Raw genomic sequence first — 12,857 nt, 5'->3', positions numbered from 1 at the left:
GCGACCTGCCCACGCCGCAGGCTCGCCGAGCACATGTTTATCACGGTCTGGGCCGCCATTACCTCGGTCTCCATAGGGCCTGAAAGGATCGCGCATGTTTGAAAACTTAACCGACCGTCTCTCGCAGACGCTGCGCCACGTCACCGGCAAGGCCAAGCTGACCGAGGACAACATCAAAGACACCCTGCGTGAAGTGCGTATGGCGTTGCTGGAAGCCGACGTCGCCTTGCCAGTGGTCAAAGACTTCGTCAATTCGGTCAAGGAACGTGCCGTCGGCACCGAGGTGTCGCGCAGCCTGACGCCGGGCCAGGCGTTCGTGAAGATCGTCCAGGCTGAACTCGAAAGCCTGATGGGCGCCGCCAACGAGGACTTGAACCTTAGCGCCGTGCCGCCTGCCGTGATCTTGATGGCCGGTCTGCAAGGTGCCGGTAAAACCACCACCGCCGGCAAACTCGCGCGCTTCCTCAAAGAGCGCAAGAAGAAAACCGTGATGGTCGTGTCGGCGGACGTTTACCGTCCTGCGGCGATCAAGCAGTTGGAAACCCTGGCCAACGACATCGGCGTGGCGTTCTTCCCGTCCGACTTGAGCCAGAAGCCGGTCGACATCGCTGAAGCGGCTATTAAAGAAGCGCGCCTGAAATTCATCGACGTGGTCATCGTCGACACCGCCGGTCGCTTGCACATCGACGAAGAGATGATGGGCGAGATCAAGGCGCTGCACGCCGCGATCAATCCGGTCGAGACGCTGTTCGTGGTGGACGCCATGACCGGCCAGGACGCCGCCAACACCGCCAAGGCGTTCGGCGATGCACTGCCACTGACCGGCGTGATCCTGACCAAGGTCGACGGTGATGCCCGTGGCGGTGCCGCACTGTCGGTGCGCGCCATTACTGGCAAGCCGATCAAGTTCATCGGTATGGGCGAGAAAAGCGAAGCGCTCGAGCCGTTCCACCCTGAACGTATCGCCTCGCGCATCCTCGGCATGGGCGACGTGCTCAGCCTGATCGAGCAGGCCGAGCAAACCCTCGACAAGGACAAGGCCGACAAACTGGCCAAGAAGCTGAAGAAGGGCAAAGGCTTCGACCTCGAAGACTTCCGCGATCAGCTGCAACAAATGAAGAACATGGGCGGCCTTGGCGGGCTCATGGATAAACTGCCAAACATCGGCGGCATGAACCTGTCGCAAATGGGCAATGCCCAGGGCGCGGCGGAGAAGCAGTTCAAGCAGATGGAAGCCATCATCAACTCCATGACCCCAGCCGAACGCCGCGATCCTGAGCTGATCAGCGGTTCGCGCAAACGCCGGATCGCCATGGGTTCCGGCACGCAGGTGCAGGACATCGGGCGCTTGATCAAGCAGCACAAGCAGATGCAGAAGATGATGAAGAAATTCTCTTCGAAAGGCGGAATGGCAAAAATGATGCGCGGCATGGGCGGCATGCTGCCCGGCGGCGGCATGCCGAAAATGTAAAGAATCCGCGCGGGGGCTTGCTCCTGCGTTGCCCACGGGGACGTGGGTTCTCCAGCACCTCGCTGTTGGCGAGGGCTGACTGGCCGTCATTAATGACGGCTCTATAGCAAATCTGGATGGCGGCCGATAGACCGCCGGAAAAAGTCATTTGCAAAAGTCCGGATATTCCTTAGAATATGCGGCCTTTCGGGCACCTATGCCCGCTGTGCCTTTAGATTTGCAGCACCGACTACAGGAACGATGTTCACATGCTAACAATCCGTCTTGCCCTTGGCGGCTCCAAAAAGCGCCCGTTTTACCACTTGACCGTAACCGACAGCCGCAACCCGCGCGACGGTTCGCACAAGGAACAGGTTGGTTTCTTCAACCCTGTTGCTCGTGGTCAGGAAGTTCGTCTGTCCGTGAACCAAGAGCGCGTAGCCTACTGGCTGAGCGTTGGTGCACAGCCTTCTGAGCGCGTTGCTCAGTTGTTGAAGGAATCTGCTAAGGCTGCGGCCTGAGCAATATGAACGCGACGCCAGCTGTTGCCGATGATTTGATCGTTATTGGCAAAATTTATTCTGTTCATGGCGTTCGCGGCGAAGTGAAGGTCTTTTCCTTTACTGATCCAATTGCAAACCTGCTGGACTACAAAACCTGGACGCTCAAGCGTGACGGCAATGTGAAGCAGGTAGAGCTGGTCAGCGGACGCGGGAATAACAAATTCCTGGTCGCAAAGCTCAAGGGTCTTGATGATCGTGAAGAAGCGCGTCTTCTGGCCGGTTATGAGATCTGCGTGCCGCGCAACCTGTTCCCTGAACTGACCGACGGCGAGTACTACTGGTACCAGCTGGAAGGTCTCAAGGTCATCGACCACCTCGGGCAACTGCTCGGGAAAATCGATCACCTGCTCGAGACTGGCTCGAACGATGTCATGGTGGTCAAGCCTTGCACTGGCAGCCTGGATGATCGCGAACGCCTGTTGCCCTATACGGAGCAATGCGTGTTGGCCGTCGACCTTGCCGCAGGCGAGATGAAGGTGGATTGGGACGCGGACTTCTAAACGTGGCTAATTTGCGCGTAGAAGTCATCAGTTTGTTTCCCGAGATGTTTGCCGCCATCAGCGACTACGGCATCACCAGTCGTGCGGTGAAACAGGGGCTGTTGCAGCTGACCTGTTGGAACCCGCGAGATTACACGACGGATCGACATCACACGGTGGATGATCGCCCATTTGGCGGTGGTCCGGGCATGGTGATGAAGATCAAGCCTCTGGAAGATGCATTGGTCGAGGCCAAGGCAGCCGCCGGAGAGGGTGCGAAGGTGATTTACCTGTCGCCCCAGGGCCGCCAGCTTAATCAGTCGGCGGTACGCGAGTTGGCGAATGAGGATGCATTGATCCTGATTGCCGGCCGCTACGAAGGCATTGACGAGCGCTTTATTGAGGCTCACGTCGATGAAGAGTGGTCGATTGGCGACTATGTACTGTCTGGCGGCGAGCTGCCGGCGATGGTCCTGATCGATGCGGTTACACGACTGCTGCCTGGAGCTTTAGGGCATGCGGACTCCGCGGAGGAAGATTCCTTCACGGATGGTTTGCTGGATTGCCCGCATTACACACGACCTGAGGTGTATGCGGATCAGCGTGTTCCCGACGTGTTGCTGAGTGGCAATCACGCGCATATCCGGCGATGGCGTTTACAGCAGTCCCTTGGTAGGACCTTTGAACGACGCGCCGATCTTCTGGAAAGCCGCTCGCTTTCTGGAGAAGAGAAGAAGCTGCTCGAGGAATACATCCGCGAGCGGGACGATAGTTAACAACGTATCGATGGTAGATCCGACGATTTACCTTAGGAGCACAGCATGACTAACAAAATCATCCTTGCACTCGAAGCAGAGCAGATGACCAAAGAAATCCCTACCTTTGCCCCGGGCGACACCATTGTCGTTCAGGTGAAAGTGAAGGAAGGCGACCGTTCGCGTCTGCAAGCGTTCGAAGGTGTTGTTATCGCCAAGCGTAACCGCGGCGTCAACAGTGCATTCACCGTTCGTAAAATCTCCAACGGTGTTGGCGTAGAGCGTACTTTCCAGACCTACAGCCCGCAAATCGACAGCATGGCCGTTAAACGTCGCGGTGACGTACGTAAAGCCAAGCTGTACTACCTGCGTGACCTGTCCGGTAAAGCAGCTCGCATCAAGGAAAAACTGGCTTAAGTCCAGCGTCCGATGCGAAAGAAAAGCAGCCTGCGGGCTGCTTTTTTGTTGCCTGCGATTCAGTTGCCGACTCTTCGTGGCGGGGCACTGTAAAGCGACGCCTGGCTATGAAAGACTTGCCGTCGGTTTTCCCGTTATCCGAGTGTTTATGTCCGCCATTGATCACCCTTTGATAGACCAGTTCCTCGATGCTCTGTGGCTGGAGAAAGGCCTGTCCGATAACACGCGCGATGCCTATCGCAGTGACCTGGCGTTGTTCAACGGCTGGCTGCAGGAAAAGAACCTCGAATTGATCAACGCCGGCCGCGAGCTGATCCTCGATCACCTGGCCTGGCGTCTGGAACAAAACTACAAACCCCGTTCAACCGCGCGATTCCTCTCCGGGGTGCGTGGCTTCTACCGCTATTTACTACGGGAAAAGTTGATCGCGGTCGACCCGACCTTGCGCGTCGACATGCCGCAGCTCGGCCGGCCGTTGCCCAAATCCCTGTCGGAAGCCGATGTCGAGGCGTTGCTCAAGGCGCCGGATCTCAGTGAAGCCATCGGCCAGCGCGACCGCGCGATGCTTGAAGTGCTGTACGCCTGCGGCTTGCGAGTGACCGAGCTGATCAGCCTGACCCTCGAGCAGGTCAATTTGCGCCAGGGCGTGCTGCGGGTGATGGGCAAGGGCAGCAAGGAGCGTCTGGTGCCCATGGGCGAGGAGGCGATTGTCTGGGTCGAGCGCTACATGCGTGATGCCCGCAGCGAGTTGCTTGGCGGGCGCCCCAGCGATGTGCTGTTCCCCAGCCTGCGCGGCGAGCAGATGACCCGCCAGACCTTCTGGCACCGCATCAAGCATCAGGCCAAAGTCGCCGGGATCGGCAAGTCGCTGTCACCGCACACTTTGCGCCACGCCTTCGCCACGCACCTGCTCAACCATGGTGCCGATCTGCGCGTGGTGCAGATGCTGCTGGGCCACAGCGACCTGTCGACCACCCAGATCTATACCCACGTCGCACGCGCTCGATTGCAGGACTTGCACGCTAAACACCATCCGCGCGGCTAACGAAATGACCTGTGGCGAGGGAGCAAGCTCCTACGCCACCGGATCATGCGCTTACGTCACCTCCATTCGGCCCCGCAGCCCTTCTGTGGTAGGCTTTGCCGGTTTGCACGGTGGGCGGTTGTGACCCGGTGTTTCGGCACGGGCGTTCTGGCTGTTCCATTTGTCCGCCTTCAGGAGTTCTCATGCGTCTGACCCCGATTTTCGCCGCCGCAGCCATTGCGTTGGTCAGCACCTTTGCCGTCGCCGATGACGCGGCCGACAAAGCCATCCGTAAAAGCCTCGACAATCTCCAGCTCGACGTACCGGTCGATTCCATCAGCGCCAGCCCGATGCCCGGCCTGTATGAAATCAAGCTCAAGGGCAGCCGCGTGCTTTATGCCAGCGCTGACGGCCAGTACATCGTCCAGGGCAACATGTTCCAGCTCAAGGACGGCAAACCGGTCAACCTGACCGAAAAAACCGAACGCCTGGGCGTGTCCAAACTGATCAACGACATTCCGGTCGCCGAAACCGTGGTGTACCCGGCCATCGGCGAAACCAAGTCGCACATTACCGTGTTCACCGACACCACCTGCCCGTACTGCCACAAGCTGCATGAAGAAGTGCCGGAGCTGAACAAGCGCGGCATTGAAGTGCGTTACGTGGCATTCCCGCGCCAGGGTCTCGGCTCGCCGGGCGACGAACAGCTGCAAGCGGTGTGGTGTTCCAAAGACAAGAAAGCGGCCATGGACAAAATGGTCGATGGCAAGGAAATCAAGGCCGCCAAGTGCGATAACCCGGTTTCCAAACAGTTCGCCCTCGGGCAGTCGATTGGCGTGAACGGCACGCCGGCCATCGTTTTGGCCGACGGTCAGGTCATTCCGGGCTACCAGCCTGCGCCACAAGTCGCCAAACTGGCGCTGGGCGCGAAGTAGATTCGCCGTCAGCCTTTGACGATCATGGCTCGGCGGTTCCATTGGCCGGGCCATCAATAGAGAACCGCGAACCTGCGGTTGTGTTCACGGCCGACCCCGCGTCGGCCGTTTTATGGGGAGTTCACAGTGAAACCGGTCAAAGTAGGCATCTGTGGGTTAGGGACCGTCGGTGGCGGGACCTTCAACGTACTTCAGCGCAACGCCGAGGAAATTGCTCGTCGTGCCGGGCGTGGGATCGAAGTGGCACAAATTGCCACCCGCACGCCAAAGCCTCAGTTCCAGACGACCGGTATTGCGATTACCAACGATGTCTTCGAAGTGGCCACGAACCCTGAGATCGACATCGTCATAGAGCTGGTCGGCGGCTACACCGTCGCCCGTGAGCTGGTACTCAAAGCGATCGAAAACGGAAAACATGTGGTGACCGCGAACAAGGCGCTGATCGCCGTTCACGGTAATGAGATCTTCGCCAAGGCGCGCGAGAAGGGCGTGATTGTGGCGTTTGAAGCGGCCGTGGCCGGTGGCATTCCGGTGATCAAGGCGATCCGTGAAGGCCTGTCCGCCAACCGCATCAACTGGGTGGCCGGGATCATCAACGGCACCGGCAACTTCATCCTCACCGAAATGCGCGAGAAGGGTCGCACCTTCGAAGACGTGCTCGCCGAGGCGCAAGCTCTGGGTTACGCCGAGGCTGATCCGACCTTCGACGTCGAAGGCATCGACGCCGCGCACAAGCTGACGATCCTGGCGTCGATTGCGTTCGGCATCCCGCTGCAATTCGACAAGGCCTACACCGAAGGCATCACCAGGCTGACCACCGCTGACGTGAACTACGCCGAAGCGCTGGGCTATCGCATCAAGCACCTGGGCGTTGCGCGCAGCACGGCCGCCGGTATCGAGTTGCGCGTGCACCCGACGCTGATCCCGGCCGATCGCCTGATCGCCAACGTCAACGGCGTGATGAACGCGGTGATGGTCAACGGTGACGCCGCAGGCTCGACGCTGTTCTACGGCGCGGGCGCCGGCATGGAGCCGACCGCGTCGTCGGTGATCGCCGACCTGGTGGACGTGGTTCGTGCCATGACCTCCGACCCGGAGAACCGCGTGCCGCACCTGGCCTTCCAGCCCGATTCGCTGTCGGCGCACCCGATTTTGCCGATCGAAGCCTGCGAGAGCGCGTACTACCTGCGCATCCAGGCCAAGGACCATCCAGGCGTACTGGCCCAAGTGGCGAGCATCCTGTCGGAGCGCGGCATCAATATCGAATCGATCATGCAGAAGGAAGTCGAAGAACACGACGGCCTGGTGCCAATGATCCTGCTGACCCACCGCGTGCTGGAGCAGCACATCAACGACGCGATCGCCGCGCTTGAAGCCCTGGCCGACGTGGTTGGCCCGGTCGTGCGGATCCGTGTCGAGCACTTGAACTAAGTCGCTATCGTTCGCCGGGCCCATGCGGCCCGGTTTACGAACACTGTCTATTGGAGCCAGTCATGCGTTATATCAGTACCCGCGGCCAGGCACCGGCCCTCAATTTCGAAGACGTCCTGCTGGCCGGTCTGGCCACCGACGGCGGCCTGTACGTGCCGGAAAACCTGCCGCGTTTCACCCAGGAAGAAATCGCTTCCTGGGCCGGCCTGCCGTACCACGAACTGGCCTTCCGGGTGATGCGCCCGTTTGTCACCGGCAGCATTCCGGATGCCGATTTCAAAAAAATTCTTGAAGAAACCTACGGCGTTTTCTCGCACAACGCCGTGGCGCCGTTGCGCCAGTTGAACGGCAACGAGTGGGTGCTGGAGCTGTTCCACGGCCCGACCCTGGCGTTCAAGGATTTCGCCCTGCAACTGCTCGGTCGTTTGCTCGACTACGTGCTGGAAAAACGCGGCGAGCGCGTGGTGATCGTCGGCGCCACCTCCGGTGATACCGGTTCGGCCGCCATTGAAGGCTGCAAGCACTGCGAAAACGTCGACATCTTCATCCTGCACCCGCACAACCGTGTGTCTGAAGTGCAGCGTCGGCAGATGACGACGATCTTCGGCGAGAACATCCACAACATCGCCATCGAAGGCAACTTCGATGACTGCCAGGAAATGGTCAAGGCCAGCTTCGCCGACCAGAGTTTCCTCAAGGGCACGCGCCTGGTGGCGGTGAACTCGATCAACTGGGCGCGGATCATGGCCCAGATCGTTTACTACTTCCATGCCTCGCTGCAGTTGGGCGGGCCGGCGCGTTCGGTGTCGTTCTCGGTGCCGACCGGCAACTTCGGCGACATCTTCGCCGGGTACCTGGCGCGCAACATGGGCTTGCCGATCAACCAGTTGATCGTCGCCACCAACCGCAACGACATCCTGCACCGCTTCATGAGCGGCAATCAGTACGTCAAGGAGACCCTGCACGCTACGCTGTCGCCGTCGATGGACATCATGGTGTCGTCGAACTTCGAGCGCTTGCTGTTCGACCTGCACGGTCGCAACGGCGCGGCGATCGCCGGTTTGATGGATTCGTTCAAGCAGGGCGGTGGTTTCAGCGTCGAGCAGGAACGCTGGACCGAAGCGCGCAAGCTGTTCGATTCCCTGGCCGTGGATGACGCGCAGACCTGCGAAACCATCGCCGAGGTGTACGAACAGACCGGCGAGCTGCTCGACCCGCACACCGCGATCGGTGTGAAAGCTGCCCGTGAGTGCCGTCGTAGCCTGGACATCCCGATGGTGATCCTCGGCACGGCGCATCCGGTCAAATTCCCGGACGCAGTGGAAAAAGCCGGTGTAGGAAAAGCGCTCGAACTACCTGCACATCTTTCTGATTTGTTTGCGAGAGATGAGCGTTGCACCGTGTTGCCAAATGACTTGAAAGCCGTCCAGGCCTTTGTCAGCCAGCATGGCAACCGTGGCAAGCCGCTGTAAGTCATCAAGCTGTCACATTTTGAAGCCCGTCTCCTGACGGGCTTTGTTGTTTTTGCATGCCACACTGGTCGCGTTATCGCCCCTGAAGGACGGGCGAGTTGATCACGAAGGAAGTGGCAATGCTGTTTTTGACCGGGATGAGACCAGCGCTAGGCTGGGTAGTGTTATGCCTGCTGGGCTGGATGGAAGGGGCGAGGGCGGCGCAACTGGTGGCGTTCGAGCCTCCCGCATCGGTCGTGCACGGCCGATTGGCATTGAGTGCCGAAGAGCGGCAGTGGATCGAACAACACCCGCAGGTAACCGTGGCCGCTGTGCAGTTTCCGCTGTACGTGTTCAAGGACGAACAGGGTCAGTGGAGCGGTTTGAACACCGACATTCTCAAGCGCATCAGCCGCATGACCGGTTTGCAATTCGTCTATGAGGAGTCGTTTTCCACCGCGCAACTGTTGGAGGCACTGGAAAGCGGCAGTGCTCACCTCAGCACAACCCTGGCGGTGAATGATGAACGCAAGGCTTTTCTGAATTTCAGCCATGCCTACGGCGGGTCGGGCTGGGTATTCGTCGAACGGCAGAATCAGCCCCCGGTGCAAAGCCTGGCGCATCTTGAGGGCAAGGTCCTGGTGTTGCCGGCGCGGCATGCGCTGGAAGAACTGGTTCGACGGGATTACCCCAGGATTCGCTTGCGCTCGGTGCAGACCTCTGCCGAGGCACGGGCGCTGGTGGAAAGCGGCGAAGCCTGGGCCACCATTGAGAACGAAACAGGGGCTCACTTGTATCCGGCCGGGCAGTTGGCCGTCGGGCGCGTTGTCGAGGGCAAGTGGGAGCCCGATCACTTGGCGTTGCGCAAGGATTTGCCGCAACTGCTGGGCATCCTTAACAAAGCCCTGGCGACTTTTTCCGCCGAAGAAATGCGCGCTTTGCGCCGCCAATGGCTCGATGGCGTGGCCCCCCGTCCGGCGCCTTCGACTTGGCAACAATTGACCGAATGGGGCTGCTGGGGCGTGTTTGGCGCTGGGGTGTTTGGCTGGCTGTCGTTGTTGTGGAATCGGCGTTTGAAAGCGCAGATCGAGCAACGCCTGACAGCCGAGGCCGAATTGCGCGACCAATTAGCCTTTCAGAAAGCGTTGATGGATGCCATGCCCGACCCGATCTTCATTCGGGATCTGCAGGGGCGTCTCATCATGTGTAATCGCAGTTACGAGGAGCAACTGGTTACCCGTTTCGAGCAGGTCCAGGGTACCTCGTTGCTGGACACCCAGCTGCTGCCTCGGGCGACGGCCGAACAATTGCATAGGGAATTGATGGAGCAGATCAGAACGCGCCGATCCCGATTTGGTGACCGCCGGCTCGGGTTTCTCGGGGGCGTCAGGGAGGTGTACCAGTGGTCCGTGCCCTTTTATGGCGCCGATGGCCAGTTGCGCGGTTTGTTGGGGGGCTGGATCGATGCTCAGCGCCGCCGCAGCGATCCCGAGCCCTACGGCGATGCCGTGGGCGGTGTGAACTGATCCGCGAATGTTTTTTCTCTGTCATCTTCACGGCGCATGCTCGATCTCCCGGAGCGGGCACGGGCCGCTGACGAAAAGAACTTTCTGCTCTGGCCGATGGTCATTTACTGTAAGCACGCCCCAGGCACTTTGTTTTCGGACTATTGAGTGGTGATCGATTTGGAAAGTATCAGTCTATTGCTCGGTGAGGCTCTGAGCCCGTATCAGGTGACATTGACTCCATCGGGTTTGCAGGGCGAATGCCTGGTGACCTTGAAGAGTCCCGCTGGCGCGATCGTGATCGAGCGGATGTTCAATCAGGCACAACTGAATGACAAACGTGCGCTGACCGACGTCGTGGATGGCCTGCATCGCGATTTGATGATTGCAGAAGGTCGTTTGGAACCCTGCGTGATCGCAGCGTTGCGCAACGCTGCACAGGAAAAGTCCCTGGCTAATTGAAATTGAATCGAGCGATGGGGAACCTTCCCGCATCGAGGTCGTCAGACCCTGTAGCAGCAGGATCAAGCATTGTGCTCCGGTGCTTGTAGCTTGTTGTCACTGGTCTAAGTAAGGCCACGTTTAACCCCGAGTCGTCTCCCCACTTCTCGGGGTTTCTTTTGTCCGCAGGTTTTAGGGTCGCTATTGCTGTTCAAGGAAAAACGCCTTGGCCGCTTCCAGGTAATCGTCCCTGCTTTGCGGATCGAGCCACGCCGCGTACGCCTCGCTCAATCGTTCAGTAGGCATGGCGCGCAGCAACTGGTTGATCTCGACGATGGCTTGTCGGCCTTGCGGTGTGTCGCTGCAGCCAATGTAGCCCGACAAGTATTTGCCGGTGCCGAAGATAGGATAGAACTGCAACTCGTCGTCGGCGATGCCTTGCTGTTGCGCCTGGTAACGAATTTCCGCCCGATACCCCAGCAGCACCTGCACGCGCCCGAGGCGTTGCATTTGCAGCAGGCTGCCCAACGCATCGTTGCCGTAATGCACGGTCAGTGCGTCGGCGGGCGCTTGCTTGAGCAGGCCGTCGAGGTAGTCACCGTAATTGCGCTCGGCGATCACCCCGAGTTTTTCACGCCCGCTGGCCAGCAGCGCCGCCAGGTCGATTTCGCCGTTCTTGATAAACGGCGCCAGCAGCGCATGATCGGCACGTCGCGCCGCCAGGCCATTACTCATGGCACGAAACACTGGCATCGAAAACACAATCCATTGCTCGCGCTCCTTGCTCCAGTTCAGTGCCGCGTCGCACGTGAAAGACGGTTCCGAGAGCATTTGCAGGGCGCGGGCGCGATTCACGTGCAACACGCTGTGGGAGTACTGCGGCATGCCGGCAATCAATTCCGGCAACAGTTGATCGATCACCCCCTGACCTTTTCTCGGACCATCGAAAATCATCAGCGGCGGCAAGTCGCGCAGCAGCCAGACTAGTGTTTCTTTGGCCTGAGCCGCCGGCCAAACCGCCAGACCCCAGAGCAGCATCACCATCGCCAACGCGCGGCGCCCCTTTACGCCGCCACTGAGGCGAAGGGTGCAAAATGCCGGGCGCGCAAGCTTGCGCTTAGATAGCGCCGTCGCTGCGCAGTTGTGCGATCTGGGTCTCGTCATAGCCAAGATCCTGGAGTACCTGTGCGTTATGCTCGCCCAGTTGCGGCCCGACCCATTCTGAATGGCCGGGTGTCTCAGAGAGTTTCGGCACGATGCCCGGCATCTTGAAATCTTTGCCATCGGGCAGCTTGGCGCTGAGGAACATTTCCCGCGCCAGGTACTGTGGATCGCTGAACATGTCTTCGGCGCTGAAGATCCGACTGGCTGGCACGTCGGCCTGGTTCAGTTGCGCGATCACGCTGGCCAGCGGCAATGAGCCGACCCAGCGATCGATCACCCCGTAGAGCTCATCGCGACGGCTGTCTCGGCCGTCATTGCTGGCCAGCAGCGGATCGTTGGCCAGGTCCTCGCGGCCAATGATCACCATGAACCGCTTGAAGATCGCGTCGCCATTGGCGCCGATCTGTACGTGCTTGCCGTCGGCGCTGGTGTGGATCGACGAGGGCGTGATGCCGGGCATGATGTTGCCGGTGCGCTCGCGGATGAAACCGAACACATCGAATTCCGGGACCATGCTTTCCATCATGGCGAAGATCGCTTCATACAGCGCCACGTCCACCACTTGGCCCTGACCGCCGTTGACTTCCCGATGCCGCAGCGCCATGAGCGCGCCGATCACCCCCCACAGCGCGGCAATCGAGTCGCCGATGGAAATTCCGGTGCGCACCGGCGGCTTGTCCTCGAAACCGGTGATGTAGCGCAGCCCGCCCATGGACTCACCCACCGCGCCAAAGCCCGGTTGATCCTTCATCGGCCCGGTCTGGCCGAAACCCGAGAGCCGGACCATCACCAGTTTCGGGTTCAGGGCGTGCAGCACCTCCCAGCCGAGGCCGAGTTTCTCCAATACGCCGGGGCGAAAGTTCTCAATGACAATGTCGGCTTCGCTGATCAGTTGTTTGAGGATCTTCAATCCCTCGGGGTGCTTCAGGTTCAGGGTCAGCGACTTTTTATTGCGCGCCTGGACGAACCACCACAGCGACGTGCCTTCATACAGCTTGCGCCATTTGCGCAGGGGATCACCGCCGTCCGGGGATTCGATCTTGATCACTTCGGCGCCGAACTCGCCGCAGATGCGCGAGGCGAAGGGTCCGGCGATCAAGGTCCCGAGTTCAATGACTTTGACGCCGGCGAGGGGTTTGGCGGTGAGCGGCATGACGATTCCTGTGATTCAAGGACTGAGCGGGTACAGCGTTTTAGCATAGCCCGTGACCACCCGGCGAAGGATCCTGCCGAGGATTCGTT

13 protein-coding genes are annotated in these 12,857 nt (G+C 59.7%); 11 read left to right on the top strand and 2 right to left on the bottom strand.

Annotation, left to right across the window (positions count from 1 at the left end; genetic code table 11):
* Positions 1-94: 94 nt before the first annotated feature.
* From ffh to RG836_RS27100, 11 genes are all read left to right on the top strand, one after another.
* Positions 95-1,471: a signal recognition particle protein gene (gene ffh / locus RG836_RS27150; protein ID WP_310850932.1), complete on the top strand. Its 1,377-nt coding sequence runs from the start codon at positions 95-97 to the stop codon at positions 1,469-1,471.
* Between the two features lie 248 nt (positions 1,472-1,719).
* The gene (gene rpsP / locus RG836_RS27145) at positions 1,720-1,971 is read left to right on the top strand and encodes a 30S ribosomal protein S16 (RefSeq protein ID WP_003198088.1); all 252 of its coding nucleotides are present in this window, start codon (positions 1,720-1,722) and stop codon (positions 1,969-1,971) included.
* Positions 1,972-1,976: 5 nt separating this feature from the next.
* Complete coding sequence (rimM, locus tag RG836_RS27140; protein ID WP_310850931.1) at positions 1,977-2,513, top strand: ribosome maturation factor RimM; 537 nt, start codon at positions 1,977-1,979, stop codon at positions 2,511-2,513.
* A gap of 2 nt (positions 2,514-2,515) precedes the next feature.
* Positions 2,516-3,268, top strand: a complete 753-nt coding sequence (trmD, locus tag RG836_RS27135) for a tRNA (guanosine(37)-N1)-methyltransferase TrmD (RefSeq protein WP_310850929.1) — start codon at positions 2,516-2,518, stop codon at positions 3,266-3,268.
* A 45-nt stretch (positions 3,269-3,313) separates the two neighbouring features.
* Complete coding sequence (rplS, locus tag RG836_RS27130) at positions 3,314-3,664, top strand: 50S ribosomal protein L19 (protein WP_003175895.1); 351 nt, start codon at positions 3,314-3,316, stop codon at positions 3,662-3,664.
* A 148-nt stretch (positions 3,665-3,812) separates the two neighbouring features.
* Positions 3,813-4,709, top strand: coding sequence for a site-specific tyrosine recombinase XerD (gene xerD, locus RG836_RS27125; RefSeq protein ID WP_310850927.1), 897 nt, complete (start codon positions 3,813-3,815; stop codon positions 4,707-4,709).
* A gap of 182 nt (positions 4,710-4,891) precedes the next feature.
* Positions 4,892-5,623 (top strand): bifunctional protein-disulfide isomerase/oxidoreductase DsbC, encoded by a 732-nt coding sequence (gene dsbC, locus RG836_RS27120; RefSeq protein WP_310850925.1) that lies wholly within the window; start codon positions 4,892-4,894, stop codon positions 5,621-5,623.
* 126 nt (positions 5,624-5,749) lie between these two features.
* The gene (locus tag RG836_RS27115; protein ID WP_310850924.1) at positions 5,750-7,054 is read left to right on the top strand and encodes a homoserine dehydrogenase; all 1,305 of its coding nucleotides are present in this window, start codon (positions 5,750-5,752) and stop codon (positions 7,052-7,054) included.
* A gap of 62 nt (positions 7,055-7,116) precedes the next feature.
* On the top strand, positions 7,117-8,526 hold the full coding sequence (gene thrC / locus RG836_RS27110; protein ID WP_310850923.1) for a threonine synthase: 1,410 nt from the start codon (positions 7,117-7,119) through the stop codon (positions 8,524-8,526).
* A 119-nt stretch (positions 8,527-8,645) separates the two neighbouring features.
* Positions 8,646-10,031, top strand: coding sequence for a transporter substrate-binding domain-containing protein (locus RG836_RS27105; RefSeq protein WP_310850922.1), 1,386 nt, complete (start codon positions 8,646-8,648; stop codon positions 10,029-10,031).
* A gap of 159 nt (positions 10,032-10,190) precedes the next feature.
* Complete coding sequence (locus RG836_RS27100; RefSeq protein WP_310850921.1) at positions 10,191-10,472, top strand: DUF3509 domain-containing protein; 282 nt, start codon at positions 10,191-10,193, stop codon at positions 10,470-10,472.
* A 180-nt stretch (positions 10,473-10,652) separates the two neighbouring features.
* On the opposite strand, the gene RG836_RS27095 is transcribed toward RG836_RS27100, so the two are convergent.
* Positions 10,653-11,495 (bottom strand): TIGR02285 family protein, encoded by an 843-nt coding sequence (locus RG836_RS27095; RefSeq protein ID WP_409078112.1) that lies wholly within the window; start codon positions 11,493-11,495, stop codon positions 10,653-10,655.
* A 73-nt stretch (positions 11,496-11,568) separates the two neighbouring features.
* Positions 11,569-12,768 carry a CaiB/BaiF CoA transferase family protein gene (locus RG836_RS27090; protein ID WP_310850919.1) on the bottom strand — a complete coding sequence of 400 codons (1,200 nt, stop codon included), beginning with the start codon at positions 12,766-12,768 and terminating at the stop codon, positions 11,569-11,571.
* Positions 12,769-12,857: the final 89 nt, after the last annotated feature.

Source organism: Pseudomonas rhizozeae, from assembly GCF_031583775.1.
Taxonomy (GTDB): domain Bacteria; phylum Pseudomonadota; class Gammaproteobacteria; order Pseudomonadales; family Pseudomonadaceae; genus Aquipseudomonas.
This window is presented reverse-complemented; position numbering and strand designations above follow the sequence as displayed.

Bases quoted from the DNA above. Each gene is read 5' to 3' on its own strand.
- rpsP (WP_003198088.1), top strand. From the start codon at position 1,720: ATGCTAACAATCCGTCTTGCCCTTGGCGGCTCCAAAAAGCGCCCGTTT.
- RG836_RS27095 (WP_409078112.1), bottom strand. From the start codon at position 11,495: ATGGTGATGCTGCTCTGGGGTCTGGCGGTTTGGCCGGCGGCTCAGGCC.
- xerD (WP_310850927.1), top strand. From the start codon at position 3,813: ATGTCCGCCATTGATCACCCTTTGATAGACCAGTTCCTCGATGCTCTG.
- RG836_RS27090 (WP_310850919.1), bottom strand. From the start codon at position 12,768: ATGCCGCTCACCGCCAAACCCCTCGCCGGCGTCAAAGTCATTGAACTC.
- RG836_RS27105 (WP_310850922.1), top strand. From the start codon at position 8,646: ATGCTGTTTTTGACCGGGATGAGACCAGCGCTAGGCTGGGTAGTGTTA.
- dsbC (WP_310850925.1), top strand. From the start codon at position 4,892: ATGCGTCTGACCCCGATTTTCGCCGCCGCAGCCATTGCGTTGGTCAGC.
- ffh (WP_310850932.1), top strand. From the start codon at position 95: ATGTTTGAAAACTTAACCGACCGTCTCTCGCAGACGCTGCGCCACGTC.
- rimM (WP_310850931.1), top strand. From the start codon at position 1,977: ATGAACGCGACGCCAGCTGTTGCCGATGATTTGATCGTTATTGGCAAA.
- rplS (WP_003175895.1), top strand. From the start codon at position 3,314: ATGACTAACAAAATCATCCTTGCACTCGAAGCAGAGCAGATGACCAAA.
- thrC (WP_310850923.1), top strand. From the start codon at position 7,117: ATGCGTTATATCAGTACCCGCGGCCAGGCACCGGCCCTCAATTTCGAA.